Origin of the sequence: Mesorhizobium sp. B2-7-2 (assembly GCF_006440775.1) — a bacterium.
Taxonomy (GTDB): Bacteria; Pseudomonadota; Alphaproteobacteria; order Rhizobiales; family Rhizobiaceae; genus Mesorhizobium.
This window is the reverse complement of the sequence record NZ_VFTZ01000002.1, coordinates 102,294-128,515: the sequence shown is the minus strand read 5'-3', so window position 1 is coordinate 128,515 and position 26,222 is coordinate 102,294. Positions and strand designations below refer to the sequence as shown.

The 26,222-nt window shown below is 63.9% G+C and carries 29 protein-coding genes; 14 read left to right on the top strand and 15 right to left on the bottom strand.

The genetic code is table 11. From position 1 onward, the window contains the following. Positions 1-25: 25 nt before the first annotated feature. Positions 26-1,429, bottom strand: coding sequence for an FAD-dependent oxidoreductase (locus FJ425_RS03430; protein WP_140633703.1), 1,404 nt, complete (start codon positions 1,427-1,429; stop codon positions 26-28). 177 nt (positions 1,430-1,606) lie between these two features. On the opposite strand from FJ425_RS03430, the gene FJ425_RS03425 reads away from it, so the two are divergent. Continuing rightward, positions 1,607-2,404, top strand: a complete 798-nt coding sequence (locus FJ425_RS03425) for a class I SAM-dependent methyltransferase (protein WP_140633700.1) — start codon at positions 1,607-1,609, stop codon at positions 2,402-2,404. Positions 2,405-2,424: 20 nt separating this feature from the next. Here the strand turns inward: FJ425_RS03425 and FJ425_RS03420 are convergent, their stop codons facing one another. Beyond that, positions 2,425-3,129: a YafY family protein gene (locus FJ425_RS03420; protein WP_140633697.1), complete on the bottom strand. Its 705-nt coding sequence runs from the start codon at positions 3,127-3,129 to the stop codon at positions 2,425-2,427. A 126-nt stretch (positions 3,130-3,255) separates the two neighbouring features. On the opposite strand from FJ425_RS03420, the gene FJ425_RS03415 reads away from it, so the two are divergent. After that, on the top strand, positions 3,256-3,891 hold the full coding sequence (locus FJ425_RS03415; protein WP_140633694.1) for a LysE family translocator: 636 nt from the start codon (positions 3,256-3,258) through the stop codon (positions 3,889-3,891). Between the two features lie 21 nt (positions 3,892-3,912). Here the strand turns inward: FJ425_RS03415 and FJ425_RS03410 are convergent, their stop codons facing one another. The 7 genes from FJ425_RS03410 to FJ425_RS03380 form a co-directional block, all read right to left on the bottom strand. Further along, on the bottom strand, positions 3,913-5,004 hold the full coding sequence (locus tag FJ425_RS03410; protein WP_140633691.1) for a 3-deoxy-7-phosphoheptulonate synthase: 1,092 nt from the start codon (positions 5,002-5,004) through the stop codon (positions 3,913-3,915). A gap of 468 nt (positions 5,005-5,472) precedes the next feature. Continuing rightward, on the bottom strand, positions 5,473-6,267 hold the full coding sequence (locus FJ425_RS03405) for an SDR family oxidoreductase (RefSeq protein WP_140543285.1): 795 nt from the start codon (positions 6,265-6,267) through the stop codon (positions 5,473-5,475). A 349-nt stretch (positions 6,268-6,616) separates the two neighbouring features. Next, positions 6,617-7,609, bottom strand: a complete 993-nt coding sequence (gene iolG / locus FJ425_RS03400) for an inositol 2-dehydrogenase (RefSeq protein ID WP_140633688.1) — start codon at positions 7,607-7,609, stop codon at positions 6,617-6,619. 91 nt (positions 7,610-7,700) lie between these two features. Continuing rightward, positions 7,701-8,471: an ATP-binding cassette domain-containing protein gene (locus tag FJ425_RS03395; RefSeq protein WP_140543283.1), complete on the bottom strand. Its 771-nt coding sequence runs from the start codon at positions 8,469-8,471 to the stop codon at positions 7,701-7,703. 2 nt (positions 8,472-8,473) lie between these two features. Beyond that, positions 8,474-9,550 carry an ABC transporter permease gene (locus tag FJ425_RS03390; RefSeq protein WP_095768206.1) on the bottom strand — a complete coding sequence of 359 codons (1,077 nt, stop codon included), beginning with the start codon at positions 9,548-9,550 and terminating at the stop codon, positions 8,474-8,476. Between the two features lie 181 nt (positions 9,551-9,731). Continuing rightward, on the bottom strand, positions 9,732-10,673 hold the full coding sequence (locus FJ425_RS03385; protein WP_140633686.1) for a sugar ABC transporter substrate-binding protein: 942 nt from the start codon (positions 10,671-10,673) through the stop codon (positions 9,732-9,734). 490 nt (positions 10,674-11,163) lie between these two features. After that, the gene (locus FJ425_RS03380; protein WP_140633683.1) at positions 11,164-12,195 is read right to left on the bottom strand and encodes a LacI family DNA-binding transcriptional regulator; all 1,032 of its coding nucleotides are present in this window, start codon (positions 12,193-12,195) and stop codon (positions 11,164-11,166) included. A gap of 182 nt (positions 12,196-12,377) precedes the next feature. Here FJ425_RS03380 and FJ425_RS03375 point away from each other — a divergent pair, with 182 nt between their 5' ends. The 3 genes from FJ425_RS03375 to FJ425_RS03365 are packed head-to-tail and all read left to right on the top strand — an operon-like array spanning position 12,378 to position 15,061. Further along, positions 12,378-13,469, top strand: a complete 1,092-nt coding sequence (locus tag FJ425_RS03375) for a fatty acid desaturase family protein (protein WP_140633809.1) — start codon at positions 12,378-12,380, stop codon at positions 13,467-13,469. A gap of 42 nt (positions 13,470-13,511) precedes the next feature. Further along, positions 13,512-13,826, top strand: coding sequence for a MocE family 2Fe-2S type ferredoxin (locus tag FJ425_RS03370; protein ID WP_140633680.1), 315 nt, complete (start codon positions 13,512-13,514; stop codon positions 13,824-13,826). Positions 13,827-13,831: 5 nt separating this feature from the next. Next, complete coding sequence (locus tag FJ425_RS03365; RefSeq protein WP_140721727.1) at positions 13,832-15,061, top strand: FAD-dependent oxidoreductase; 1,230 nt, start codon at positions 13,832-13,834, stop codon at positions 15,059-15,061. 142 nt (positions 15,062-15,203) lie between these two features. Here FJ425_RS03365 and FJ425_RS03360 read toward each other — a convergent pair whose 3' ends face one another. The 6 genes from FJ425_RS03360 to hslV form a co-directional block, all read right to left on the bottom strand. Further along, entirely contained in the window at positions 15,204-15,500 is a 297-nt protein-coding gene (locus tag FJ425_RS03360; RefSeq protein ID WP_140633674.1) for a GIY-YIG nuclease family protein, read from the bottom strand. A gap of 172 nt (positions 15,501-15,672) precedes the next feature. Further along, entirely contained in the window at positions 15,673-16,632 is a 960-nt protein-coding gene (locus FJ425_RS03355; RefSeq protein ID WP_140633671.1) for a DUF1402 family protein, read from the bottom strand. Positions 16,633-17,172: 540 nt separating this feature from the next. Beyond that, on the bottom strand, positions 17,173-18,483 hold the full coding sequence (gene hslU / locus FJ425_RS03350) for an ATP-dependent protease ATPase subunit HslU (RefSeq protein WP_140633668.1): 1,311 nt from the start codon (positions 18,481-18,483) through the stop codon (positions 17,173-17,175). Between the two features lie 4 nt (positions 18,484-18,487). Then, complete coding sequence (locus tag FJ425_RS03345; protein ID WP_140633665.1) at positions 18,488-19,087, bottom strand: DUF2585 domain-containing protein; 600 nt, start codon at positions 19,085-19,087, stop codon at positions 18,488-18,490. 4 nt (positions 19,088-19,091) lie between these two features. After that, complete coding sequence (locus FJ425_RS03340) at positions 19,092-19,616, bottom strand: GNAT family N-acetyltransferase (protein WP_140721724.1); 525 nt, start codon at positions 19,614-19,616, stop codon at positions 19,092-19,094. A gap of 66 nt (positions 19,617-19,682) precedes the next feature. Then, positions 19,683-20,234: an ATP-dependent protease subunit HslV gene (gene hslV / locus FJ425_RS03335; protein WP_140543275.1), complete on the bottom strand. Its 552-nt coding sequence runs from the start codon at positions 20,232-20,234 to the stop codon at positions 19,683-19,685. A gap of 215 nt (positions 20,235-20,449) precedes the next feature. Between hslV and hisB the strand changes: the two genes are divergently transcribed. The 9 genes from hisB (at position 20,450) to coaA (ending at position 26,211) form a co-directional block, all read left to right on the top strand. Beyond that, positions 20,450-21,046, top strand: coding sequence for an imidazoleglycerol-phosphate dehydratase HisB (gene hisB / locus FJ425_RS03330; protein ID WP_140633659.1), 597 nt, complete (start codon positions 20,450-20,452; stop codon positions 21,044-21,046). 4 nt (positions 21,047-21,050) lie between these two features. Then, on the top strand, positions 21,051-21,524 hold the full coding sequence (locus FJ425_RS03325) for a DUF2628 domain-containing protein (protein WP_140633656.1): 474 nt from the start codon (positions 21,051-21,053) through the stop codon (positions 21,522-21,524). A 1-nt stretch (position 21,525) separates the two neighbouring features. Further along, positions 21,526-22,176, top strand: a complete 651-nt coding sequence (gene hisH, locus FJ425_RS03320; protein ID WP_140633653.1) for an imidazole glycerol phosphate synthase subunit HisH — start codon at positions 21,526-21,528, stop codon at positions 22,174-22,176. A gap of 2 nt (positions 22,177-22,178) precedes the next feature. Next, a complete protein-coding gene (locus tag FJ425_RS03315; protein ID WP_140633650.1) occupies positions 22,179-22,469 on the top strand; it encodes a DUF1330 domain-containing protein in 291 nt (96 codons plus the stop codon). A 3-nt stretch (positions 22,470-22,472) separates the two neighbouring features. Then, a complete protein-coding gene (gene hisA / locus FJ425_RS03310; protein WP_140543270.1) occupies positions 22,473-23,219 on the top strand; it encodes a 1-(5-phosphoribosyl)-5-[(5-phosphoribosylamino)methylideneamino]imidazole-4-carboxamide isomerase in 747 nt (248 codons plus the stop codon). After that, entirely contained in the window at positions 23,216-24,055 is an 840-nt protein-coding gene (locus FJ425_RS03305; protein WP_140633647.1) for an arginase family protein, read from the top strand. The genes hisA and FJ425_RS03305 overlap by 4 nt, the downstream gene beginning before the upstream one ends. Beyond that, positions 24,055-24,846: an imidazole glycerol phosphate synthase subunit HisF gene (gene hisF, locus FJ425_RS03300; RefSeq protein ID WP_140633644.1), complete on the top strand. Its 792-nt coding sequence runs from the start codon at positions 24,055-24,057 to the stop codon at positions 24,844-24,846. The genes FJ425_RS03305 and hisF overlap by 1 nt, the downstream gene beginning before the upstream one ends. Positions 24,847-24,855: 9 nt before the next feature. Beyond that, the gene (locus FJ425_RS03295) at positions 24,856-25,179 is read left to right on the top strand and encodes a phosphoribosyl-ATP diphosphatase (protein ID WP_140633641.1); all 324 of its coding nucleotides are present in this window, start codon (positions 24,856-24,858) and stop codon (positions 25,177-25,179) included. Positions 25,180-25,251: 72 nt separating this feature from the next. Continuing rightward, on the top strand, positions 25,252-26,211 hold the full coding sequence (coaA, locus tag FJ425_RS03290; protein ID WP_140543266.1) for a type I pantothenate kinase: 960 nt from the start codon (positions 25,252-25,254) through the stop codon (positions 26,209-26,211). The last annotated feature ends 11 nt before the right edge of the window (positions 26,212-26,222 follow it).

Sequence of the window (26,222 nt, the reverse complement as noted above, 5' to 3'; positions counted from 1 at the left end):
CCGTCGACGCTGGATTGCGAAAAGCTCAGCCGGCAAGCAGGGATGCCATACGGTCGCGATCGATGACGTTGGGATTCGGCGGCAAGGGGCGACCGTCCAGTTCGGCCAGTTTTGCCGCGACATGCGGTCTGGCGACGACGTCCTGCGGCAGCGAAACGCACATGGCGATCTCGATCACGCCGCGAAACACGTCGGCATCCTCGCTTGCGGCGGCGAAAAGCCGGGCCATGACCGGATTCGGCGGCGGAACAGGAAGGCCGTCCGCCAGGGCGTCCATCTCCGCGATCCGGGCACGGTCGGCGGCGATCTGGTTGCGATAGAACGGCCCGACCTGGCGTTCGGTCTCGGCATCGTATTCCCGCGAGAATTCGGCAGGGTCGCCGATGTGCCGGCGAGCGACATTCCTGAGCACCTGCGCGTGCAGAAGGCCGACGCTCAACCCCCGCCCGGCGGACGGATTGGTGCAGGCCCAGGCGTCGGCCACAGCCGCAAACCCGGTGACGACAGGCTGGCCGTCGACGACAAACCGCCGGTAGCGGTCGAGAACGCCAGCCATCAGCAGGACATGCGTGATCGGCTCGCCGTCAAGCCAATGGGCCTGCATCGGACATGCCATGACGACACGGTGAAACGTGGCGGTGTCGCGCAAAGCGCGCATGGCCTTGTTTCTCGCCGAGGTGAACAGGGTTACCGACCAGGTGTCGTTGTCGCCATCCAGCGTGAGAATCGAGAACAACCCCATCGGCGTGAGCAGGCGGCCCTTTCGGCGCGGCCGCTGCCTGCCCGTGAAATAGCGGGTGAAATAGACGAAATTGCTGTCCTCGGCTTCCTCGCTCGGACTGCGGCCTCCCGCCCCGACGATCCATTCGCAGGCAGGGCTTCGCCGCCCCATCGCATCGATCACCAGGTCGGCGCCAATGTCCTCGCCGGACGTCGTTCGAACGCCGGCAATATGCGGCACGCCGGGAATGGCTGAGGCGCCCGTGATCAGCTCGCGAACCTTGATCCCCCGCCGGACGGTCACATTGGGCGCAGCTTGCGCCATCTCGGCCGTGGCCCATTCGATCACCGGCCGCCGGCCGGTGACGAAGCGCATGGCTTCGTCGCCCGGGCGGGGCGCCCTGTCCGTCAGTGTCGGGGGCAACGATCGAGGATCGAAGAAGTCCATCCAGACGCAGCCGGCGCGCAGCAATATCTCCGTCAGCCCCGGCAGCTCCTGATCGGCGACTATCCGGAAACGCGAGCTGAGGTTGTGAGGCTGCCTGAACTGCGCAACGCCGGGGCGCTCCCAGTCCCATCCTTGAATGGAACTCGAAGGCCGGTCCGCCGGATCGGCCTCGAGGACCGTCACGTCATGACCGTCGCGGCCAAGCATGGTCGCCGTGCACAACCCGATTATGCCTCCACCGCAAATCAGGATCTTGCTCACCCCGTCCCCCAATGTTCGCGAGGGTTCGGCGCCATATTAGCTTCTGTGCACAATCCCGGCAACGTGCTGGGCCGCCAGGGCCTACGCTTGTGTGCGGTCACGGAACGATCCGCTGCTTTCGCTGCTTGGCACGGCTTCCGTGGACGTCTAGGCTGACCTCAGCGAAGGGAGGGCGGGATGACATCAAGTTTCACCGTTCAGGCGGCGTCCGGCTATGAGCAACTTATGGGACGCTGGAGCCGCCGGCTCGCGCCCAAGTTCATCGATTTCGCCGGTCTGGCCGGCGGCGAAAAAGTCCTCGACGTCGGTTGCGGCACCGGCAGCCTCACCTTTGAGCTGGCGAAGTCAGGCGATCTCGCCGAGATCCAGGCCATCGACTTCTCGCCGGTCTTCGTCGCGGCGGCGAAGGAGAGGAACACCGACCCGCGCGTCACCATCCAGCAGGCGGATGCCACCGCCCTGCCGTTCGACGACAATGTGTTCGACCGCGCGCTGGCGCTGCTGGTGCTGCACTTCGTGCCAGAGGCCGGCAAGGCGGTGGCCGAGATGCGCCGCGTGACGCGGCCGGGCGGCGTGGTCGCGGCCGTGGTCTGGGACCATTATGGCGGCATGACCGCCATGCGCATGATGATCGACACAGTTGCGGCGCTCAGCGAAAGCGGGCGCCAGATGCGCAGCCGCTATTGCTTCCAGCCGATGGTGCAGCCGGGCGAGATGAAGCGGACCTTTGTCGAGCAAGGCCTGGCCGATGTCACGGAGGCCGAGCTGATGATCCGCATGGATTACGCGGATTTCGACGACTTCTGGGCGCCGATCGGCGCCGGCGAAGGCCCGCTCGGCAGATACATGACACTGGACGCGGCCGAGCGGGAGCGTGTCGAGGCCGCCGTCCGCGATGCCTATCAAGCCGGCCGACCCGATGGCCCGCGATCCGTCGCCAATGTCGCCTGGGCCTGCCGCGGCATCGTCCCCTGAGATACAAGGCCGGCAACGCGTCAGTTGCCGGCCGCCACCGGGACATTGATCTCCCAGCCGTCGACCCACACCTGCCGCAGCCGGTCGCCTTCGCCCTTGAACCATTGGCCGGCCGCCCGGCAATCCTCGATGCGGTCGCTGCGGAAATTGCGGATGGCCTGCCGCAACTCGCACCAGGCGACGATGTTGGCCGTCTCGGCATAATAGATCAGCGCGACCGGACGGATGATGCGGCCGGTCGGACGTCCCGCCTCGTCGCGATAGGAAAGGCTTAGTTTCTCCTCGTCGCGGATGGCGCGGCGGACCAAAGCGAGGTCGACGGCGGAAGCGGAGGGTGCTGCAAAGCCCCAGGCATGGAGGGCGTTGGCGTCGAGGGTCTGCCGCAAAGGCGGCGGTACGGCGCCGGCGATCTTAGCGCCGACGCGTTTCGCCGCCTGCTTGAGCTCGTCATCGCCGGTGCGCTCCAGCAACGCCAGCGACAGGACGATCGCTTCCATCTCCTCGATGGAAAACATCAGTGGCGGCAGGTCGAAGCCTGGTCGCAAGATGTAGCCGATGCCGCGCCCGCCCTCGATCGGCACGCGCATCGCCTGCAAGGCCGCGATGTCGCGATAGACCGAGCGTACGGTCACTTCCAGCCGCTCGGCAATCGTCGCCGCCGTCACCGGCTTCCTGGCCAGCCGCAGGATCTGGATGATCTCGAACAGGCGCGAGGCCTTGCGCATTTTCTCACCCGGCTGGAATGCAACTGACACACCCCCGTCAGTTGGAATGCCCTATAGGGCCGCCTACCCGCTTGAAAAGCAACAGATTCCTTTGCGTGCAGGCGGATAATGCGACAGGCAACTGACATGAGCTATGGCGAAAATCTCTGGCTGTTCTTCGTGCTTCTGTTCGGCATCATCGCCGTTCCGGGCATGGACATGCTGTTCGTGCTGGCCAATGCGCTGTCCGGCGGCAGCAACAGAGGTCTGGCCGCGACCGCCGGCATCATGCTGGGCGGCGCTGTGCACACGCTGAACGGCGCGATCGGCGTCGGGCTGCTCATGCATTTCGTGCCGATCCTGTTCACGCCGCTGCTGATCGCCGGCGCCGCCTACATGGCCTATATCGGCATTTCGCTGATGCGCAGCTCGATCACCGTCGGCGACAACGCACCATCGGGGAGCCGCTCGGCCTGGAAGGCGTTTCGCCAGGGCCTGGTCACCTGCCTGATCAATCCGAAGGCCTATCTCTTCATCCTTGCCGTCTATCCGCAATTCCTGAAGCCGGCTTACGGCCCGATCTGGATGCAGGCGACAATCATGGGATTGCTGACGGTCGCCACGCAGGCCGCGATCTATGGCGGGCTCGCCGTTACAGCTGGGCGCAGCCGGAGCCTGCTGGTCGACAATCCGAAGGCAACCACATTTGCAGGCCGCGCAGCGGGGCTGCTGCTGTTTGCCGTTTCGATATTCACCGCCTGGGAAGGGTTGAGGGCGGCGTGATCGCCGCCCTCTCCATTTCGCTCAAGCCGCACCCTGCCGGTTGGCGAGCATTTCGCGCTTCACCGATCGGCGCCATTCGACCGCGCCAGCGAGGCCGTGCAGCACCGTTTCCGTGGTCGCCCAGTCAATGCAGCCGTCGGTGATGCTCTGGCCGTAGACCAGCGGCTTGCCGGGCACGACGTCCTGCCGGCCGGCGACGAGATTGCTCTCGATCATGACGCCGATGATGCGCTCGTCGCCCGCGGCAACCTGGCCCGCCACGTCATGCGCGACCTTCGGCTGGTTCTCCGGCTTCTTGGCGCTGTTGGCGTGGCTGACGTCGATCATCAGCCGCGGCGCGACGCCGATGCGGACGAGCTCGGCCGCGGCGGCCTCGACGCTTGCGGCATCATAGTTCGGCGCGATGCCACCGCGCAGGATGACATGGCAATCCTCGTTGCCGGTGGTTGCCGCAATGGCGCTGCGGCCGCCCTTGGTCACCGCCATGAAATGATGCGGCTGGGCGGCGGACTTCACCGCTTCGCCGGCGATCCTGAGATTGCCGTCGGTGCCGTTCTTGAAGCCGACCGGACAGGACAGGCCCGAGGCCAGCTCGCGATGGATCTGGCTTTCGGCTGTACGCGCGCCGATCGCGCCCCAGGCGACGAGGTCGGCGATGTATTGCGGGATGGTCATGTCGAGGAACTCGGTCGCCGCCGGCAGGCCGAGATTGTTGACGGCCGACAGAACGTTGCGCGCCATGCGCAACCCCTTTTCGATGTTGAAGCTGCCGTCGAGGTCCGGGTCGTTGATCAGGCCCTTCCAGCCGACCGTGGTGCGCGGCTTTTCAAAATAGACGCGCATGACGATCTCGAGCCGGTCGGCCAGGGCCTCGCGCAGCGCCGCCAGACGGCTGGCATAGTCAACGGCCGCGACCGGATCGTGGATGGAACATGGGCCGACGATGACAAGCAGTCGATCGTCGGCCCCCGAAAGGATGGAATGGATGGCGTTGCGCGAGGCGGCGACGGTACGCGTCGCGGTGAGCGAGCGCGGTATCTCGCGCATCACCTCGTCCGGCGCGCTCAGGGCCCTGATTTCGGTGACCCGAAGGTCGTCTGTGGTGGTCAACACGGCTTTCTGCTCCTGGTTTAGGAGACCTGCCGGCTGAAACAAAAAAGCCGCCAGGTCTGGCGGCTTGTCGGATTTTTGATCTGGAGTTTTCAGATCGAGCGCAATCCTCCCGCCGCCAGCGAGCTACCGTAGCTAAAGTACCAAAACGAGGCGGTCAGGTAGATCATACGGCTCATATAGTCGAAGCGTTGGGGTTTGTCACGTGCCTGTTGAGGCTGGCGATTTCGGGGTGGGGCCGAACCTTCGCGATTTCGTCATTCCAGGGCGAAGCAGGAGCGAAGCTCCGTCGCGAAGACCCTGGAATCCATGCCGTTACCTTGGCCGAAGAGCGCGGCGATGCATAATTCTGGACCGCAGCAACGCTCTGCAGTCGCGGCATGGATCCTCGAGTCTACGCCGCGTCGCTTCGCTCCTTGCTCCGCCCGTGGATGACGAAGTAACTTGCGTCGCCGCCAGACTCCCCTGTGACTACTCGCCGACCACCCCGGCGATGTTCTGATCATAGTCGACCAGTGAGCCGGTCATGACGCCGGCCTGCGGGCTCAGCATGTAGGTGATCAGCCGGGCAAGCTGAGCCGGCTTGACCAGCTGGCCCATGGGCTGCGCGGCCTCGGCCTTCTCCAGCCAGTCGTCCGGCGCGCCATGCCATTTCTTCTGCACGATCGCCTCGCCCTCGGTGTCCATCCAGCCGGGCAGCACGGCGTTGCAGCGGATGCGGTTCTTCCGATAGGAGCTGGCGACGTTCTTGGTCAGCGTCATCAGCGCGCCCTTGCTGGTCGAATACGGCGTGAGGAAGGACTGGCCGGCATGGGCCGACATCGACAGCACGTTGACGATCGAGCCCGGAGCCTTGCGCTCCAGGAGATGCGCGACAAGACCCTGCATCAGGAAGAAGGGTCCGCGCACGTTGGTGTCGAAGATCTGGTCGAAGAGTTCTTCCGAGGTCTCCACCAACGACCCCCGCGCGGACGTGGCGGCGGCGTTGACCAGCGCGTTCAGCGTTCCGAAGTGCTTGATCGCGGTCTCGACAGCGTGCTTGCAGTCGGCGACCTTGGCGACGTCGGCGCTGATGAAGATGGCGTCGACGCCGTTCTTCTTAAGCGCCGCGACCGCCCTGTCGCCCTTTTCCTGCGAGCGGCCGATCAGCGCCAGTGCGCGGCAGCCCTCGTCGGCCAAGGCTTCCGCAACCGCGAAGCCGATGCCCTGCGCGCCGCCGGTGACGATGGCGCGCGTTTGTGAATTGCGACCGGCCAAACCGTTCATCGCTGTGCTCCTGTGTTTTTGACTACCAATGGACTTCGAGGTTCATTGAGGTTCCGATCGTTTCTCGGTGCCTCGCCCCATCCTCTACGTCGTCATCCTAGGGCGAAGCAGGAGCGAAGCTCCGTCGCGAAGACCCTAGGATCCATTCCGTGACGCCAGTCGAAGAACGCAGCGGAGCAGAATTTTGCACCGTTAGCATCGCTCAGATGTAACGGCATGGATCCTATGGTCTGCGCCGCGTCGCTTCGCTCCTTGCTTCGCCATAGAATGACGACGTGAGGGATGCTCCGGCTAATCACTAGACCCCGCAGTCCGACAACCTGACCGTCCTCAAACGCTCGCCCGTGATTTAATCGACGCGGATGGTCTTGCCTGTCTTGGCCGACTGCAAGGCCGCGTCGGCCAGTTTCAGCGCGATCAGCCCATCCTTGCCGCTCGGCGCTGCTTTCTTGCCCGACGTCGCCGCCGTGATGAAAGCCGCGATCTCGTTGGCATAAGCGTCGAGATAGCGGGTCATGAAGAAGTCGTGCAGCGGCGGGCGGGTGTAGCCCTTGTCGTTGGCGAGCTCGATCGACACCGGGCGCTGGTTCTCGGCAGCGACCATGCCCTTGGAGCCATGCACCTCGATGCGCTGGTCATAGCCATAGGTGGCGCGGCGCGAATTGGAGATGACGGCCTGCTTGCCGGAGGCGGTTTCGAGGATGACGCTGACCGAGTCGAAATCGCCGGCTTCGCCGATTTTCTTGTCGACCAGCACCGAGGCATGGGCGCTGACGGCCACCGGCTCCTCGCCGAGCAGGAAGCGCGCCATGTCGAAATCATGGATGGTCATGTCGCGAAAAATGCCGCCGGAGCGGGCGATGTAGTCGAGCGGCGGGGCGCCTGGATCGCGCGAGGTGATGGTGACCATCTCGACCGTGCCGATGGCGCCGTCGTCGATCGCCTTGCGGACGGCAGCGAAATGCGGGTCGAAGCGGCGGTTGAAGCCGACCATCAGCGTGGCCTTGGTCTTCTCGACAACGGCCAGGCATTTTTCGACCCGCTTAACGGAGAGATCGATCGGCTTCTCGCAGAAGATCGCCTTGCCGGCCTTGGCGAAGCGCTCGATCAGATCGGCATGGGTGTCGGTCGGCGTGCAGATGATGACGGCGTCGATGTCCTTGGCCTGCTCGATGGCATCGATCGTGCGCACTTCGGCGCCGTAGGCGGAGGCGAGCTCAGTCGCCGCTTTCTCGAAGGCATCCGCCACGGCAACCAGTTTTGCCTGCGGATTTGAGCCGACGGCGCGGGCATGCACCTTGCCGATACGACCGGCGCCGAGAAGAGCGAAGCGGAGAGTCATGGAAGATCCTTTGAGGTGATTCAGAAAGCTGTCCGCGCCGGCCGGCGCGGATGATTGATTGATCCCGTCGCAGCGCCCGTTGCGGCGTCCGTCAGGCGGCCTGCAGTTCCGCCTGTCCGGTCTTGGCGCCGGTGATGTAGGCGACGATGTCGTTGCCGTCGGTGTCCTGCTTGCGCAGGTTGGCGACGATCTTGCCGCGGCGGAAGACGACGATGCGGTCGACCAGATCGAACACCTGGCGCATGTTGTGGCTGACCAGGATCAGCGGCTCGCCGTTTTCCTTCAGCGTACGGATGATGTTTTCGACCTGCGCGGTTTCCTGCACGCCGAGGGCTGCCGTCGGCTCGTCCATGATGATCAGCTTGGAGGCGAAGGTCGCGGTCCGGGCGATCGCGACGCATTGGCGCTGGCCGCCGGACATATGGCGGATGGTGCTGGAGAGATTGGGGATCTTCACCGCCGTGCGGATCAGCGCCGCCTCGGTCGCCTTGCGCATCGCCTTGCGGTCGAGGATCGAGAACGGCCCGAGGTTGAAGAGCACCTTCTCACGCCCAAGGAACAGGTTCGACGGCACGTCGAGATCGTCGGCCAGCGCAAGGTTCTGGAACACGGTCTCGATGCCCGCCTCGCGTGCCTCGATCGGGCCGGCGAAGTTCACTTCCTTGCCGTCGAACCAGATCTTGCCGTCGGTGCGCTGCTCGACGCCGGTGATCTGGCGCACGAAGGTCGACTTGCCGGCGCCGTTGTCGCCCATGATGGCGACATGCTCGCCCTTGCGCAGTTCGAAATTCGCCTCCTGCAAGGCGTGCACGCCGCCATAATGCTTGGTGAGGTTTTCGGTCTTCAAAACGATGTCGGACATGGTCAAGCTCCTATCGCGCGGCGGCGCTGGCGCCATTGATCGAGAACGACCGCGCCGACAATGATCACGCCCTTGACCATCTCCTGATAGTAGGCGTCGAGGCGCAGGAAGGTGAAGCCGGAAATGATGACGCCGAAGATCAGCGAGCCGATGACGGTGCCGATGATGGAGCCGCGGCCGCCCGACAGCGAAACGCCGCCGATGACCGCCATGGCGATGGCGTCGAGCTCGTACATGACGCCCATGCCGGCCTGGGCGGTAAGGTTCTTGGAGCAGAGCACCACGGCGGCGAGCGAGGCGAGGATGCCGGCGATGGCGTAGACCAGCACCTTGTGGTTGGCGATCTTGATGCCCGACATGCGCGCGGCATCCTCGTTGGAGCCGATGGCGTAGCAATGCTTGCCGTATTTCGTATAGCTCAGGATAAGCTGGAACAGGAGCGCCAGCGAGATGAAGATGACGACAGGCATCAGGCCCTTGCCGATGGCCGCGAAACTGTCGGTCGGGAACGAGATCGGCTGCCCCTTCGACCACCATTTGGCAATGCCGCGCGCGGTGACCATCATGCCGAGCGTGGCGATGAAAGGCGGAATGCGGGTATAGGCGATCAACAGGCCGTTGATCAGGCCGGCGATCAGTCCGCAGCCGATCGCGACCAGCACCGGCACGATAACCGGCAGGTCGGTCCAGCCATAATCGATGAACATCGCCTTGGGATTGGGATTGCCGTTGACGGTCGCAACCTGCGCGAAGCTCATGGCGATCATGGCGGTGGCGCCGACGATCGAGCCCGAGGACAGATCAATGCCGCCGCAGATGATGACCTGGGTGACGCCGATGGCGATGATGCCGACGATCGAGACCTGCAGGATGATGATCTGCAGGCGCTGCTCGTTGAAGAGGCCCGACACATTCTCGCGCGTGTTGAACAGGAAGCTGTCGCCGAGGAAGACGCGGCCTATCAGCTCGAAGGCGACGACGAGGATGACCAGCGCCAGGAACACGTTGAACTCGGCCGGCCATGGGCGCTTCTTGGCGTCATAGCTCAATCCGCCAATGCCATGCGATGTCTGTGACACGTCTTCTTCCTCCGAATGACCGCGCCCCGTTCTCCCGCCCTGTCGGGCGGGAGAGGAACAGAGCGGCGCCGCTTCGCCAGCACCCGACTTCAGCCAGTCCGATGCGTCGCGGCACCACCCCGCGGTTTGTCTTCACGCAATTCCGTACCGAAAACCGTTCCTGGAATTGCGCCGGCGCGCCTCAGTTCTTCTTCAAGAACTTGTCGATGTTCGCCGGAGTGACGAGCTGGAACGGGATATAGACCTTGTGTTCCACCTTTTCGCCCTTGGCGAGCTTCAGCGCCGCGTCGAGCGCGCCGGCGCCCTGGCCGGCAGCGTCCTGGAAGACAGTCACGTCGAGATCGCCTGCCTGCATCGCGGCCAACGCGTCCTGCGTGGCGTCGACGCCGCCGACGACCACCGCCTTCATGTCGATGTTGGCGGCCTTCATCGCCTGGATGGCGCCGATGGCGCTTTCGTCGTTGTTGGCGATGACGCCGTCGAACGCCTTGCCCGACGACAGCCAGTTGGTCATCAGGTTCTGCGCCTGGTCACGATCCCAGTTCGAGGTCTGCTTGTCGATGATCTTGATGAAGCTGCAGTCCGGCGTGGCGATGACTTCCTCGATGTCCTTGGTGCGCTGCACCGCGGCCTGGTTCGAGAGCTCGCCCATGATCACGTAGACATTGGCTTCCTTCTTGCCGGCTTCCTTGAACAGGCGGCAGGCTTCCTTAGTCTCGAGCGTGCCGGATTCCGCCTCGTTCGACGCGACGAAAGCCTGGTTGTCCGGCAGTGAGTCGACATTGACCGGCTGGCGATTGACATAGACCAGCGGGATCTTGGCCGCGGCGGCCGCGTCCGACATTGCCTGGGTGGCCGAGGTGTCGACCGGATTGACGATGATGGCGTCGACGCCCGAGGCGGCGAAGTTCTTGATCTGGTCGAGCTGCTTGGCCACGTCGTTCTGCGCATCCTCGACCTGCAATTCGACACCGCTCATGCCCTTGGCCTGCGCGATCATGCCGTTGCGCAGCACGGTCAGGAAGTTGTCGTCGAACTTGGCCATCGAAACGCCGATCTTGGCGGCGAAGGCGGATGAGCACATCAGCGCCGAAAGCGCGACGCCCAAAAGCAGTTTCTTCATTTTATTCTCCTCCACTTGGTGTCCGGCTGCACCCATTTGAACCGGAATCCCCGGTTTGCCCGGGGAATCTCTCCCTGCGGCCATGCGGCGTCGCCAATCCGACTGGAACGCCTCTTCCTCCGTTCGTGCAGACGCTCCCGGAACGAAAGAACCAAAAAGCCTAGTTGGTGAAATATTTATTCCATTTCGTTTTGGAAACGTCAAGGGCGATTCCGACGAGATTGGCCGGTTTTTCGGTCCAGATCGCCGTGACGAAGGCCACGATCGTCGAAAGCTGAGTCCGAATCGGAGCAAATCGCCATGAAAGAATCCATCAGCCTGATGGATTCTTTCACATCGGCTCCATCGCAAACGCCGGGAATTGGCTGAAGCCGCTCCCAACCTCGTCATTCTATGGCGGAGCGACGCGATGGGCGTTTCGGCCAATCTCCACGCGTGCCACCTGCCAACGTTAAACGGGCGACCGATCAAAATCCCTGCGCTGGAGCTTCTAGATGTTTTCCGGCAGATAGATGTCAAAGGGCAGGAAGGTCTGCCCCGGCGCATTGGCGGCGCCGCTTTCGATGGCATGGGCCATCAGCCCCAGGAGCTCCCGGCAGAGCGCGGAGAGCGGCGTCGAGATCACCATGGTGAGGATGTTGTCGGCAAGTGCTGCGCGCGAGACGGCGTTGATCTCGTTGCAGATGACGACCGGCATATCCGCCGGGTTCGCCGTCCTCAGCGCCGAGACGGCGCCTTCCATGCCGCCGCCGGCGACATAGCAACCGGCAAGATCGGGATGGCGCGCCAGAAGATCGAGCATGGCGTCATGCGTCACGTCATTGGCCTCGAGGTTGACCAGCGTCTCCATCACTGTGAAATCCGGCGCGTGCTCGCGGAAATAGGAGCGGAAGCCGATCTCGCGCAGCTCGTGGCCATGGAAGCGGTGGCTGCCGACGAAGAGCGCCACCTTGCCCGGCTTCCTGGCGGCCTTGGCGATCATCCATGCGGCGCTGCGTCCGACCTTGCGGTTGTCGAGACCGACATAGCCCTCGCGGATGCCGGCGGCGAAATCGGACAGCAGCGAGAAGACCGGCTGCCCCCTCGCCTTCAGCGCCTCCACCACCGCCGTCAGCGTCGGGTGATCCGGGCCGACAACGGCGATGGCTCTCGACTTGGCCGCCAGCCTGCGCATCTGGCCTGCAATCTCATCGGGCGCCAGCGACGTGGCGAAGTCGATCGCGGCAGTGCCGCGGAAACGTTGCGATTGCGAAACCGCCAGCTCGAGCTCCCTGGCAAAATCGCCATAGAAGACGTCATTGCCCCTCAGCAGCAGGAAGCCGAGCCGGTATTCCGGCAATTCCTGGCGCATGCGCTGCTTGATCAGCCCCGCCGCGTGGTAGCCGATCTCGGTGGCGGCCTCATACACCCGGCGCGCCGTCTCCTCGCGTACCGGCAGGCGGCTGTTCAGCACCCTGTCGACGGTGGCGACACTGACGCCCGAGACGCGCGCGAGATCGCTAATGGTCGGCCGCTTTGCCATGAATGCTCCATTGCTTGTCCGACTCAGCATATCTCATCCTGATAGGAAATGATAGAAACTATCTTCCTGACGTTGAGGCTATCATGGGCCGGCGGTATGGTGAAGTGGAAGCCGGCCATGAACGGGCCCAGACCTGCTAAATCCGTTCGCCAGGCGCTGTTGGAGGAACCTCAATGACGGCCATGACGTCGGCGTCGCCACGCGACTACAGCCTGACCGGCCGCGACGCCCAGCTCGCGGTCGAGAACGGGCTGGCGGCGGCCGAGTGGTACCATACCGAGATCCCGCGCAAGCAGATGAAGGAGCTGATGCAGCGCTCCGACCAGCCGGCGATCCGCGACACCATCATCTGGCTCGGCGCGCTGATCCTCAGCGGTGCGGGCGGCGCCTGGTTCTGGGGTAGCTGGTGGTGCGTGCCGTTCTTCTTCGTCTATGGCACGCTCTATGGCTCCTCGACCGATTCCCGTTGGCACGAATGCGGCCATGGCACGGCCTTCCGCACCCAATGGATGAACGACGCCGTCTACCAGCTCGCCTGCTTCATGATCATGCGCAATCCGGTGACATGGCGCTGGAGCCATACACGCCACCACACCGACACCATCATCGTCGGGCGCGATCCCGAGATCGCCGTCATGCGGCCGCCGGACCTGCTGCGCGTCGTGTTGAACTTTTTCGGCATTCTCGATGCCTGGCATGCGATGACCGACATGGTGCGCAATGCTGTCGGCCTCATCAGCGCGGCGGAAAAGACCTTCATCCCCGAACAGGAACAGCCGAAGGCCATCCGCGTCGCCCGCATATGGCTCGCCATCTACATCGCGACGATCGCCTTGGCGCTCTATCTGCATTCCTGGCTGCCGCTGATGCTGATCGGCCTGCCCCGCCTCTACGGCGCCTGGCATCACGTCATGACCGGACTGCTGCAGCATGGCGGGCTGGCCGAGAACGTCATCGATCACCGGCTGAACAGCCGCACCGTCTACATGAACCCGGTCAGCCGCTTCATCTACTGGAACATGAACTACCATGTGGAGCATCACATGTTCCCGATGGTGCCTTATCACGCGCTGCCGAAGCTGCATGAGATGATCAAACATGACCTGCCGGCGCCGACGCCGTCGATCCTGGCCGGCTATCGCGAGATGATCCCGGCCTTCCTGCGCCAGCTGCGCAACGAGGATTATTTCCTCAAGCGCGCGCTGCCGCCGACGGCGAGGCCCTACCGGGAAGAGCTGCACAACGACAATCCGGTGGCGGCCGCGGCCGAATGATCTGCCGAAGAGCTTAACCAACCGATTTTCGCGGAGGACGAGATGAGCGACTGGGTCGAGGCCTGCGCGGCCGGAGACATCGATGAGGAGGACGTGATGCGGTTCGACCATGCAGGCCGCACCTTCGCCATCTACCGCAGCCCGGACGACGAATATTTCGCGACCGACGGGCTGTGCACGCATGAAAAGGTGCATTTGGCCGACGGGCTGGTGATGGACGACATCATCGAATGCCCGAAGCACAATGGCCGCTTCAACTACAAGACCGGCGATGCAAGAGGCGCGCCGGTCTGCGTCAGCCTCAGGACCTATCCGGTCAAGGTCAACGCCGGCAAAGTTCTTGTTCAGGTCGGGTGACGCTGATGACGGGAGGAATGGTGGTCATCGGAGCCGGCGAATGCGGCGGGCGCGCCGCGCTCGCCTTGCGCGATCTCGGCTTCGAAGGGCCGGTCACGCTGGTCGGCGACGAGCCGCATCTGCCCTATGAGCGGCCGCCGCTGTCGAAGGAAGCGATGACCGGCGAGGCGCCGGCCATCAAGGCGATCGCCACCGACGCGCTGTTCGCCGAGCGCGCGATCCGCCACATCCATTCCGTCCGGGCCGTCGCGATCGATCGTGCCGCGCATGTCGTGCAACTGTCGGACGGATCCTCCCTGCCATATGAAAAGCTTTTGCTGGCGACCGGATCCGTGCCGCGCAAGCTGCCGATGCCGGGTCTCGGCGGCCGTTGCGTCTATCTCAGGACGTTCAACGACGCTTTGGCCATTCGCGCTCATCTCAGCGCCGGCAACCGCGTCGCCATTATCGGCGGCGGCTTCATTGGCCTCGAGCTTGCCGCTGCGGCGCGCAAGCTAGGCGCCGCCGTCACCGTCATCGAGGCGCAGCCGCGCATCCTGATGCGCGGCGTGCCGGCCGAAATCGCCGAGATCATCCACAAGGCGCATGAGGCCGAGGGCGTTGCGATCCGCACCGGCCAGGGGATTGCGGCGATTGACGACGACGGCAAGGAGGTCGGCATCACGCTGGCCGACGGGCAGAGGGTCGTCGCCGATCTCGCGGTGATCGGCATCGGCGCCGTGCCGGTGACCGCGCTTGCCGCCGAGGCGGGGCTGGCCATCGACAACGGCATCGCGGTCGACGAGCAATTGCGCACCGCCGACCCGGATATCTTCGCCGCGGGCGATTGCTGCTCGTTCCCGCTCGCCGTCTATGGCGGCCGGCGCGTGCGCCTCGAAGCCTGGCGCAACGCGCAGGAACAGGGCGCCTTAGCCGCGAAGAACATACTGGGCGGCGAAGAGGTGCATGCCGCCGTGCCGTGGTTCTGGTCGGATCAGTACGGGCTGACCCTGCAGATCGCCGGGCTGTCGGACGAGGGCCGTTCGATCGTGCGGCGCGATCTCGACGACGGCGCCTTCATCCTGTTCCACCTGGCCGAGGACGGAAGGCTGGTCGCCGCCAGCGGCATCGGCCCCGGCAATGCGGTGGCGCGCGACATCCGGCTGGCGGAAATGCTGATCGCCAAGCGGGCGAGCCCGGCGCCGGAAGCGCTCGGCTCGCAAGCGGTCAAGCTGAAGTCGCTGCTGGCAGCTTGAGCTGTCGCGCCAATTGCTGATCGCGGCGCTGCCCCTCATCTGCCTGCCGGCGTATCCTTCGTCATTCTAGGGCGGAGCAAGGAGCGAAGCGACGCGCGCAGACCCTAGAATCCATGCCGTGACGGTTGAGAGCCGCCACGGTTTAGAACGCCCACCAGCCAATTCCACGAAAGAGCTCGAACCATTCAGGATTGCTCTTCTCGATCAGCTCGACCTTCCATCGTCGTGGCCAGCGCTTCAATGACGTCTCACGCTGAATGGCATCGGCGATATCGAAATACTCCTCGTACCAGACCAGACGCTGCACACCGTAGCGGCTGGTGAAGCTGGAGCCTTGGCCAGTCTTGTGCTCCGGCATCCGGCGAGCAAGGTCGTTGGTGACACCGATATAGATCGTGCCGCCTTTCTGGCTTGCGGTCATGTAGACATAGCCGGTCATGGAGCGATCTTAGCTGGCGCAGCCATTAGCGGCTATTCTGGACCATTGGCATTCTACGACCGATGTCACGGCATGGATTCTAGGGTCTGCGCGCGTCGCTTCGCTCCTTGCTCCGCCCTAGAATGACGAAGGGATGGGTCGCGGGCCTTGAGGGGCAGCGCGAACGTGACGCCTAAAACAGTGCCTTCAGCTCATCCAGCTTGTCGTTGACCAACCAGCCGTAATAATTTTCTTCGGGCAGCTTTTCCGGCTCGCCGGCGGCGCGGCGCTTTTCGTTCTCGGCCTTCAGCGCATAAGCGCGCTCTTCGGGGTTGCCGACATTGTAGAGCGTGGCGGTGAGGCCCGGATTTTTCGAGATGTCGAAGCCGGCGATGCCGCGGTAGGCGTCGATGGACTTCCTGATGGTCGCGGCGACGTAAGGCAGCGTCAGGTCCGGGTCCATGATGGTCTTGTAGACCGCGTTGGGATCGCCGACGTCGAGCCTGGGCAGGCCCGAGACCTTGTGCACGAGGTCGCTCATCTGCAGCGCGGTCAGCGGGTTCAGCTGGCCGAGGCCGAAGGTCTGGCCGGCATAATAGGGCTGGAAGAAGGTGGCGCCGAAACGGTCGTTGGGGAAGTCCTCGCCGCCGACGCTCTTGCCGCGGAAGGCGCGGTTCCACACCTGCTCGCGGCATTCCCAAAGGTCGTAGCTGTCGTCCATGCCGGCGCATTTCTCGAATTCCGGCCGCTGGATGAAATCCGAGACGTCCTCGCCGTGATAGGCGAAGGAGAGCTTGCTCGACAAATAGGAGATCGCCTTGACGTAGTAGGTCTGCAGGCGGTCGTAAGCGTCGACATTGTAGGTATGCTCGCCGACGATAGCGCCGACGATATGCATGGGATCGATGCCGTAGGCCGCTGCCGCCTTCCTGATCTTGCCGCGCAGCTCGGCATCGTTCTGCAAGAGCGCGTAGACCTTGCGGTACTTGGCCTGGAAGGTGGTGTTGGTGGCCTGGGTGCGCCGGCTGGAGGCGCCTGGAATATCCGGCTGCGCGCTGTTGCGGTTGCCTGGGGGCACGATGGTCGCGGCATCGGCGGTTGCCACCGCCGCCGCCAGGGCCATGCCGAGAAAAAGCAGGATAAGTTTCTTCATACGCCGCCGCCTTCGAATGCGCGGCAAACTAGGTAAAGCGCATGGCAGAGTCGAGAGAAGGCTTCGAGCTGTCAGCGAAAATGGTGGCCAGATGCTTCCATTTGGCCACACTTTGGATTGGAAGGGCGTTTTCAGGCGGGCCGGAAGCCGGGGCACCGGAGGGCCGTTTCGGGTCGGCTACGAGAGCCGGCCCGAACTAGTGGCACAACACAGGGATTTGACCGGTCGGCTCTGTTGCATTGGCAGGTGGCACGCGTTGGAGATTGGCCGAAACGCCCATCGCGATCGTCATTCCAGGGCGGAGCAGGAGCGAAGCTCCGTCGCGAAGACCCTGGAATCCATGCCGTTACCTTCGCCAAGGCGTGCAACGGAGCAGAATTCTGCACCGTGGCGACGCTTCCAAGTCGCGGCATTGATTCCAGGGTCTGCGCCGCGTCGCTTCGCTCCTTGCTCCGCCATAGAATGACGACGTTGGGGCGGCTTCAACCAATCCCCGGCGTTTGCGCTGATGTTCACTCCCTGTGTCGGGGAACTAGGAACTCAGAGGATGAACCGCGACAGGTCGGTGTTTCTAGACAGGTCGCCGACATGCTTCTCGACATAGGCGGCGTCGATGGTGACGGCCGTGCCGTGGCGGTCGGGTGCGTCGTAGGAAATCTCGTCCAGCACGCGCTCCATCACCGTCTGCAGGCGCCGGGCGCCGATGTTCTCGACGCTGGCGTTGAGGTCGACGGCGATGCCGGCGAGCGAATCGATGGCGTCGTCGGTGAAGGTCAGCTCGACGCCTTCGGTCTTCATCAGCGCGATATACTGCTTGATGAGGCTAGCCTCGGTCTCGGTGAGGATGCGGATGAAATCCGCCTTCTCCAGCGCGCGCAGCTCGACACGGATCGGCAGGCGGCCCTGCAGCTCGGGCAGCAGGTCGGACGGCTTGGAGACATGGAAGGCGCCCGAAGCGATGAACAATATATGGTCGGTCTTGATCGGCCCATATTTGGTCGCGACCGTGGTGCCTTCGACCAGCGGCAGCAGGTCGCGCTGCACGCCTTCACGCGACGGACCGCCCGAAATGTCGCTCCTGGCCGCGATCTTGTCGATCTCGTCGAGGAAGACGATGCCGTCATTCTCGGCCGATTCCAGCGCCCTGCGCACCACCTCGTCCTGATCGAGCAGCTTGTCGGACTCGTCGTTGACCAGCAGCGCATAGGAATCGCGCACCGTGGTCTTGCGGGTCTTGGTCCTGCGGCCGCCCATCGCCTTCGACAGCATGTCGTTGATGTTGAGCACGCCGACATTGGCGCCCGGCATGCCGGGAATCTCGAAGCCGGGCATGCCGCCGGTGCCGGTGTCGGCCACCTCGATCTCGATCTCCTTGTCGTCGAGCTCGCCGTCGCGCAGCTTCTTGCGGAAGGAGTCGCGGGTCGCCGGGCTCGCCGTCTTGCCGACGAGGGCTTCCAGCACGCGTTCCTCGGCGTTGATCTGGGCGCGCGCGGCGACGTCCTCGCGCATCTTCTCGCGCGCCAGGCCGATGGCGACCTCGACGAGGTCGCGCACGATCTGCTCGACATCGCGTCCGACATAGCCGACCTCGGTGAACTTGGTCGCCTCGACCTTGACGAAGGGCGCGCCGGCGAGCCGCGCCAGACGCCGCGAGATCTCGGTCTTGCCGACGCCGGTCGGGCCGATCATCAGGATGTTCTTCGGCATCACCTCTTCGCGCATCTGGCCTTCCAGTTGCTGGCGGCGCCAGCGGTTGCGCAAGGCAATGGCCACGGCGCGCTTGGCGTCCTTCTGGCCGATGATGAAGCGGTCGAGTTCCGAAACGATTTCGCGGGGAGAGAAGGTGCTCATTTACTCAAATTCCACTTTGCCACTGTTTGATGGACTCGAACGGATGCAGCAGCATGATCACGTTGAGCGTCAGATTGTCCCGGATGATGTAGCCCGTGCCGAGCTCGAAGATGAGCGCCAGGGCCACGATCACCCATATAGGTAGCTTTCGCGCCATCACAAATCCCAGCGCCATGAACAGCGTGTCGGACACCGAGTTGATGATCGAGTCGCCGTAATAGTTGAGCGAGATGGTGCCGGCGCGATAGCGGTCAATGATGAAGGGGCTGTTTTCGAGGATCTCCCAGCCGCCTTCGATGAGTACGACGAAGGCGAGCCTTAAGCCCACCGGCGAGCGCGGGAACAGCGCCCAGGCCAGCGCATAGAACAGGAAGCCGTGGATGATGTGCGAGAAGGTGTACCAGTCGGCGATGTGCTGAGAATTCTCCGAACTGTTGACCACGCCGTGCCAGAGCTTGACGTAGCCGCAGGTGCAGATCGGCGGGTGGCCCATGGCGTACAAGGCGCCTGCCTGGAAGATGATCAAAGCCAGCACGAGCAGCAGCCCCATGCGCCAGCTGTCTTCATAGGCCGAAAGCGTCTTGTCCCCTCCGGATGCGGTCATTCAATCAGTCCCCCAGATGTTCATCGTCGTCGGCCGCATCGACGGCCATCAGCACGACATCCCCATATTGCGAATGCCTGCGCCCGATCGCCCTGAAGCCGGCCTTCTCATAGGCGCGGATGGCGCGGCCATTGTCGGGATGCGGATCGATGATGACGCGCGGCGCGCCTTCCTCCAAAAGCTCCTCGACGAACTGGCGCACGATGGCCGAGCCATGGCCGACCCCGACCAGTTCCGGCGGGCCGATCGTGAGATCGATACCCACCGTGCCGAAGGGCTGGTCGGCATAGGGATGGTCGTCCTCCATATGCGGATCATAGCTCTGCAGATAGGCGATCGGCCTGCCGTCGAGCTCGACGACCAGCGGTTCCACCGAAACCGAATCGATATGCTCGCGGATCTCGGCGATCTCCTTGTCCGGAGCGTCCCACCATTGGGCGACATGCGGCTCGCGCAGCCAACCGGCGATCATCGGCAGGTCCTTTTCCGTGACCGGCCGAAAATCATATGTATCTGCTGGTTCGACCATGATCTTGTCCGAAAACCGGCGGCCACCTTTCGCTTTCGCGGTCCTTCGGTTCGGGGTCATGGTCGTTCAGGCGGCATCAAGCGTTTCGACGACGAAATTGTTGTTGGTGTAGACGCAGATGTCGGACGCGATCTGCATGGCCTTGCGGGCGATCTGCTCGGCATCCTTGTCGGTGTCGATCAGCGCACGGGCCGCGGCCAGCGCGTAATTGCCGCCCGAGCCGATGGCCATGACGCCATGTTCGGGCTCCAGCACGTCGCCATTGCCGGTCAGCGCCAGCGAGACCGACTTGTCGGCGACCAGCATCATGGCTTCCAGCCGACGTAGATAGCGGTCGGTGCGCCAGTCCTTGGCGAGTTCGACGCAGGCGCGCGTCAGCTGGTCCGGATATTGTTCGAGCTTGGCTTCGAGCCGCTCGAGCAGGGTGAAGGCGTCGGCGGTAGCGCCGGCGAAGCCGGCAATGACGCTGCCGTCCTTGCCGATCCGGCGGACCTTTCGGGCGTTGCCCTTCATGATCGTCTGGCCGAGGCTGACCTGGCCGTCGCCGGCGATCACGACCTTGTTGCCCTTGCGCACGCTGATGATGGTCGTGGCGTGCATGGTGAGTTCATTCGACATTTGAGCTCCGATGCGCGCTATCCCTTGAAAAGGCGATTGGCGCGGTACGAGTGAGTTTGATCGGTCATATGTATGCATAGGGCCAACGATTGCAAACCACCTCAGGCCCAGCCGATAGCGGCTGGAATGGCAACTGGCAATCGCCGGATCATGCTGATAGAAGGCTTTCGTTTTCAAGCCCTGGCGCCTCCAAGCAGGGCAACAAGGACAAAGCGATGACGCGTTCGGCCGAAGTCAGCCGCAAGACCAAGGAAACCGAGATTTCGGTCTCCGTCGACGTCGACGGCAAGGGAGAATCCGACATTTCGACCGGCGTCGGCTTCTTCGACCATATGCTCGACCAGCTGTCGCGGCATTCGCTGATCGACATGACGGTCAAGGCCAAGGGCGACCTGCATATCGACGATCACCACACGGTCGAGGACACCGGCATTGCGATCGGCCAGGCGCTGAGCGAGGCGCTGGGCGAACGGCGCGGCATCATGCGCTATGCCTCGATCGACATTGCCATGGACGAGACGCTGACCAGGGCGGCGATCGACGTGTCCGGCCGACCCTTCCTGGTCTGGAATGTGGGCTTTTCGTCGCCGAAGATCGGCACGTTCGACACCGAGCTGGTGCGGGAATTCTTCCAGGCGCTGGCGCAGAATGCCGGCATCACGCTGCATGTGACCAACCATTACGGCGCCAACAACCATCACATCGCCGAAACCTGCTTCAAGGCGGTGGCGCGGGCGTTGCGCGCAGCGCTTGAGCCCGATCCGCGCCAGCCCGACGCGGTTCCCTCCACCAAGGGGTCCCTGAAAGGATAGCCCTATGGCGATCTATGTCGTGATGGCGCCGCCGGCCGGCAACAAAGCCGAGGACGCAATTTTCGTGCGCGACAGCTTCACCTGGCTGGGTTTCCTGGTCGCGCCGCTCTGGCTTGCCTGGCACCGGATGTGGATCGAGGCGACCCTGACCTTCATCGTCATGGCGATCCTGTCGGGGGCTGGCGAAAGGCTCGGGCTCAAAGGAGCCGGATCGCTGCTGTCGCTGCTGGTCTCGCTCTATGTCGGCTTTGAAGGCCAGGGCCTGCGCATCGCCTCGCTGCGGCGGCGCGGCTGGCGCGAATGGGGCGTGATCGAGGCCGGCAATCTCGCCGATGCCGAGATGCGCCATGCGCTGGAAACCGGCGCGGAGAGCGAGGAGCAGTCAGCCCTGCCGCGCATCGTGCCGGACGCATCGCAGGCACGTCCGCCGCAGACAGGCATGGCGCTCGGCCTGACCCATACACCTGGAAGGCCCTGACATGCGGGTGGCAATCATCGATTACGGCTCGGGCAATCTGCGCTCGGCCACCAAGGCCTTCGAGCGCGCCGCGCATGAGGCGGGCCTTGCCGCGACGATCGAGCTGACGGCCGACGCCGAGCGCGTGCGTTCCGCCGACCGCATCGTGCTGCCGGGCGTCGGCGCCTATGCCGACTGCGCCGCCGGCCTGCATGCGGTGTCGGGCATGTGGGAGGCGGTGGAAGAGGTCGCGATCGTCAAGGGGCGGCCGTTTCTCGGTATCTGCGTCGGCATGCAGCTGATGTCGGAGCGCGGGCTGGAGAAGACCGTCACCAAAGGCTTTGGCTGGATCGCTGGCGACGTCAAGGAGATCACGCCGTCCGATCCGGCGCTGAAAATCCCGCAGATCGGCTGGAACACGATCGAACTCCAACGCAAGCACCCGCTGTTTTCCGGTATCGAGACCGGCCCGAAGGGGCTGCACGCCTATTTCGTCCATTCCTATCATCTGGACGCGAAGAACCCGGTCGAGATCGTGGCGACGACTGGTTATGGCGGCGCGGTGACGGCGGCCGTCGCCCGCGACAACCTCGCCGGCACGCAGTTCCATCCCGAGAAGAGCCAGGCGCTCGGCCTGGCCTTGATCACGAATTTCCTGAAGTGGAGGCCCTGACAATGAGCAAGAAGGGCTATTGGATGGCGATGATCGATGTCCGCGATCCGGACGTCTACAGGCGATATATCGAAGCGAACGCTGTCGCCTTCGCGAAATACGGCGCAAAGTTCCCGGTCCGCGCGGGACGCTACGAGAGCCCGGAAGGAGCGACCGGCAACCGTCACGTGCTGGTCGAGTTCGAGTCCTACGACAAGGCGATCGAATGCTATCATTCACCTGAATATCAGCATGCCTCGAAGTTCCGGCTCGCCTCTTCGACCGGCCATTTCGTCATTGTCGAGGGCGCCTGACCGATGATCCTGTTTCCGGCAATAGATCTGAAGGACGGCCAATGCGTGCGCCTGAAGCACGGCGACATGGCCACGGCCACCATTTATAACGACGATCCAGCGGCGCAGGCGAAAGCCTTCGAGGAGCAGGGCTTCGAGTGGCTGCATGTCGTCGACCTCAACGGCGCCTTCAAGGGCCAGAGCGTCAATTCGGCGGCGGTCGGCGCCATTCTGAAGGCGACGAAGAACCCGGTGCAGCTCGGCGGCGGCATCCGCACCTTGCCGCAGATCGAGGATTGGCTGGATCGCGGCCTGACGCGCGTTATCCTCGGCACCGTGGCGGTGCGCGAACCCGACCTGGTCAAGGAGGCCTGCAAGGCTTTTCCCGGGAAAATAGCGGTCGGCATCGATGCCAAGGGCGGCAAGGTCGCGGTCGAAGGCTGGGCCGAGGCCTCCGAGCTCGGCGTCATCGAGCTGGCGAAGAAATTCGAGGGCGCGGGCGTGGCCGCCATCATCTACACCGACATCGACCGCGACGGTGTGCTGACCGGCATCAACTGGGATTCGACCATCGACCTCGCCGAGGCCGTGTCCATTCCGGTGATCGCCTCCGGCGGCCTCGCCTCGATCGCCGACATCGTGCGCATGACCATGCCCGACGCGCAAAAACTCGAAGGCGCGATCTCCGGCCGCGCCCTATATGACGGCCGTATTGACCCGGCCGAGGCGCTGGCGATCCTGCGCGGCGAGCGGGCGGAGGCAAGAGCGTGAACATTTCGATCATCCTGGCGTCCTATGACAGCGGCCATTTCCACGGCGGCTGCGGCCAGGGCCCGGACGCGCTGATTTCGGGCGGGCTGGCCGAGGCGCTGAAGCTCGCCGGCCACGATGTCGAGGTGAGCGACATCGGCAAGGTGGTCGAGGACGAAGCCGAGCGCGAGATCGGTACCGGATTTGCCGTCTGCAACGCCGTTTCAGGCGAAGTCCGCATGGCGCTGGACAGGAAGCGGTTTCCGATCGTGCTGGCCGGCAACTGCCTGACCGCCGCCGGCGCCGTGGCCGGTGCCGGTGCCGACGCCATCATCTGGGCCGACCAGCATGGCGACCTCAACACGCCGGAAACCACCACAACGGGCTTTCTCGACGGCATGGCGCTGGCCACCGTGCTGGGCCTGTGCTGGCGATCGATAGCGGCGCAGATCCCGGGCTTCAAGCCGGTCGATCCGTCGCGCTGCGTTCTGGTCAATGCGCGCGACCTCGACAGCGCGGAAGAGGAACTGCTGGAAAAGCTGCCGATCATCCGGACCGAATGCCCGGACTGGAAGAGCGCCGCGCAAAGACTGAAGGCCGACGGCGCACGCCAGGTTCACATGCATGTCGACCTCGACGTGCATGACCCCGAGAAGCTGCAGGCCAATCGCTACACCACGCCCGGCGGTCCGGCGCCCGAGCAGCTGCGCACCGCCATGTGCGGTCTCGCCGGGCCGCTCGCCATCGCCGGGCTCACCATTTCCGCCTACGACCCGGCCTTCGATCCCAAGGGCGACGTGCCGCCGCTGGTCGGCGCGCTGGTGGTCGACCTGCTCTCGACGCTGGAGCGCAAGTGATGCTCAAGGCCCGCGTCATCCCCTGCCTCGACGTAAAAAACGGCCGCGTGGTCAAGGGCGTCAATTTCGTCGACCTCGTCGATGCCGGCGACCCGGTCGAGGCCGCCAAGGCTTATGACGCCGCTGGCGCCGACGAGCTCTGCTTCCTCGACATCACCGCATCGTCCGACAATCGCGAGACGATCTTCGACGTGGTTGCCCGAACGGCCGAGCAGTGCTTCATGCCGCTCACCGTCGGCGGTGGCGTGCGCCAGGTGGCCGACATCCGCAAGCTGCTCCTAGCCGGCGCCGACAAGGTGTCGATCAACACGGCGGCGGTGAAGAACCCGGATTTCGTCGCGGAAGCCGCCGATAAATTCGGCAATCAGTGCATCGTCGTGGCGATCGACGCCAAGAAGGTATCGGCGCAAGGCGACACCGGCCGCTGGGAGATCTTCACCCATGGCGGACGCGAGAAGACCGGCATCGACGCGGTCGAATTCGCGCAGCGCATGGTCGAGCGCGGCGCCGGCGAGATCCTTTTGACCTCGATGGACCGCGACGGCACCAAGGCCGGCTACGACATCGCGCTCACCCGGGCGATTGCCGACGCGGTGCGTGTGCCGGTGATCGCTTCCGGCGGCGTCGGAACGCTCGATCACCTGGTCGAGGGTATCCGCGACGGCCATGCGGGCGCGGTGCTCGCCGCCTCGATCTTCCATTTCGGCACCTACACCATCGCCGAAGCCAAGACGCATATGGCCAAAGCCGGCCTGCCGATGCGGCTGGACTCGGCCGCCCATCGGACTTAAACCGCTGCTATGGCTCAATTTTCACTCGCCGAGCTGGAAACGATCATCCATCAGCGCGCCCATTCCGGCGACGCCGACTCATGGACGGCGAAGCTGTTCGCCAAAGGCATCGACAAGGCGGCGCAGAAGCTCGGCGAGGAAGCCGTCGAGACGGTGATTGCCGCCGTCAAGGGAGACAAGAAAGCCGTCGTTTCGGAAAGCGCGGATCTTATATATCATTGGCTGGTCGTCCTTGGCATCGCGGGCATTCGGCTTGACGAGGTGCTGAAGGAGCTTGAGGGCCGAACCGGCCGCTCGGGTACCGCCGAAAAGGCATCCCGGCCCCAGGGCTGATCGAAAGAGAGAGCATGATGTCACCCGGCTTCGCACTTTTCGGCGGCACGCTCTAGGAGGGCAGGAAACCTGATGGACCAGCTGGCTCCGACCGAGAAGTATTCCCCTTATCGATTCTTCTCCGCCGAGCAATGGTCGCAATTCCGCGCCGACACGCCGCTGACGTTGACCGGGGACGAGATCGACCGGCTGCGCTCGCTCAACGACCCGGTCGACCTCGAAGAGGTCAAGCGCATCTACCTCTCGCTGTCCCGGCTGCTTTCGGCCCATGTCGAGGCAAGTCAGTTGCTGTTCCGGCAGCGCCAGGCCTTTTTCAACGCGCAGGACGTCGTCAAGACACCCTTCATCATCGGCATTGCCGGCTCGGTCGCGGTCGGCAAGTCGACCACGGCGCGCGTGCTGAAGGAACTTCTGGCGCGCTGGCCGTCGAGCCCGAAGGTCGACCTCATCACCACCGACGGCTTCCTGTTGCCCAACGAGATCCTGCGCCGCGAAAACCTCATGGAGCGCAAGGGGTTCCCCGAGAGCTACGACGTCGGCGCGCTGCTCAGATTCCTGTCCGGCATCAAGTCGGCGCAAAGCAGCGTCAGCGCGCCGGTCTATTCGCACCTGACCTACGACGTGATTCCCGGCGAGTTCGTCACCATCGACCGGCCGGACATACTGATCTTCGAAGGCATCAACGTCCTGCAGCCGGGCAAGCTGCCGAAGGACGGCAAGATCGTGCCGTTCCTGTCCGACTTCTTCGATTTCGCCATCTATATCGATGCCGACGAGAAGCTGATCCATCAATGGTACATCCAGCGTTTCATGCGGCTGCGCGAAACCGCCTTCCGCAACCCGGACTCCTTCTTCCACCGCTATTCGCAGCTCTCCGAGGATGCCGCGCGGGCCATCGCCGAGGGGCTGTGGGCCAACATCAACCTGAAGAACCTGCGCGAGAACATCCTGCCGACCAGGGCGCGGGCCGACCTCATCCTGCGCAAGGGCACCAACCACCTGGTCGAGGAAGTGGCGTTAAGGAAATTGTGACCCCTTAACGG

Excerpts from the sequence above, each read along its gene's own strand:
- FJ425_RS03385 (WP_140633686.1), bottom strand. The coding sequence starts at position 10,673 with ATGAAGAAACTGCTTTTGGGCGTCGCGCTTTCGGCGCTGATGTGCTCA.
- FJ425_RS03340 (WP_140721724.1), bottom strand. The coding sequence starts at position 19,616 with ATGGTCGAACCAGCAGATACATATGATTTTCGGCCGGTCACGGAAAAG.
- FJ425_RS03405 (WP_140543285.1), bottom strand. The coding sequence starts at position 6,267 with ATGAACGGTTTGGCCGGTCGCAATTCACAAACGCGCGCCATCGTCACC.
- hslV (WP_140543275.1), bottom strand. The coding sequence starts at position 20,234 with ATGTCGAATGAACTCACCATGCACGCCACGACCATCATCAGCGTGCGC.
- FJ425_RS03345 (WP_140633665.1), bottom strand. The coding sequence starts at position 19,087 with ATGACCGCATCCGGAGGGGACAAGACGCTTTCGGCCTATGAAGACAGC.
- FJ425_RS03420 (WP_140633697.1), bottom strand. The coding sequence starts at position 3,129 with ATGCGCAAGGCCTCGCGCCTGTTCGAGATCATCCAGATCCTGCGGCTG.
- FJ425_RS03325 (WP_140633656.1), top strand. The coding sequence starts at position 21,051 with ATGGCGATCTATGTCGTGATGGCGCCGCCGGCCGGCAACAAAGCCGAG.
- FJ425_RS03370 (WP_140633680.1), top strand. The coding sequence starts at position 13,512 with ATGAGCGACTGGGTCGAGGCCTGCGCGGCCGGAGACATCGATGAGGAG.
- FJ425_RS03355 (WP_140633671.1), bottom strand. The coding sequence starts at position 16,632 with ATGAAGAAACTTATCCTGCTTTTTCTCGGCATGGCCCTGGCGGCGGCG.
- FJ425_RS03375 (WP_140633809.1), top strand. The coding sequence starts at position 12,378 with ATGACGTCGGCGTCGCCACGCGACTACAGCCTGACCGGCCGCGACGCC.
- hisA (WP_140543270.1), top strand. The coding sequence starts at position 22,473 with ATGATCCTGTTTCCGGCAATAGATCTGAAGGACGGCCAATGCGTGCGC.
- FJ425_RS03315 (WP_140633650.1), top strand. The coding sequence starts at position 22,179 with ATGAGCAAGAAGGGCTATTGGATGGCGATGATCGATGTCCGCGATCCG.
- FJ425_RS03360 (WP_140633674.1), bottom strand. The coding sequence starts at position 15,500 with ATGACCGGCTATGTCTACATGACCGCAAGCCAGAAAGGCGGCACGATC.
- FJ425_RS03295 (WP_140633641.1), top strand. The coding sequence starts at position 24,856 with ATGGCTCAATTTTCACTCGCCGAGCTGGAAACGATCATCCATCAGCGC.
- FJ425_RS03415 (WP_140633694.1), top strand. The coding sequence starts at position 3,256 with ATGAGCTATGGCGAAAATCTCTGGCTGTTCTTCGTGCTTCTGTTCGGC.
- hisF (WP_140633644.1), top strand. The coding sequence starts at position 24,055 with ATGCTCAAGGCCCGCGTCATCCCCTGCCTCGACGTAAAAAACGGCCGC.
- FJ425_RS03365 (WP_140721727.1), top strand. The coding sequence starts at position 13,832 with ATGACGGGAGGAATGGTGGTCATCGGAGCCGGCGAATGCGGCGGGCGC.
- hslU (WP_140633668.1), bottom strand. The coding sequence starts at position 18,483 with ATGAGCACCTTCTCTCCCCGCGAAATCGTTTCGGAACTCGACCGCTTC.
- coaA (WP_140543266.1), top strand. The coding sequence starts at position 25,252 with ATGGACCAGCTGGCTCCGACCGAGAAGTATTCCCCTTATCGATTCTTC.
- hisB (WP_140633659.1), top strand. The coding sequence starts at position 20,450 with ATGACGCGTTCGGCCGAAGTCAGCCGCAAGACCAAGGAAACCGAGATT.
- FJ425_RS03425 (WP_140633700.1), top strand. The coding sequence starts at position 1,607 with ATGACATCAAGTTTCACCGTTCAGGCGGCGTCCGGCTATGAGCAACTT.
- iolG (WP_140633688.1), bottom strand. The coding sequence starts at position 7,609 with ATGACTCTCCGCTTCGCTCTTCTCGGCGCCGGTCGTATCGGCAAGGTG.
- hisH (WP_140633653.1), top strand. The coding sequence starts at position 21,526 with ATGCGGGTGGCAATCATCGATTACGGCTCGGGCAATCTGCGCTCGGCC.
- FJ425_RS03380 (WP_140633683.1), bottom strand. The coding sequence starts at position 12,195 with ATGGCAAAGCGGCCGACCATTAGCGATCTCGCGCGCGTCTCGGGCGTC.
- FJ425_RS03395 (WP_140543283.1), bottom strand. The coding sequence starts at position 8,471 with ATGTCCGACATCGTTTTGAAGACCGAAAACCTCACCAAGCATTATGGC.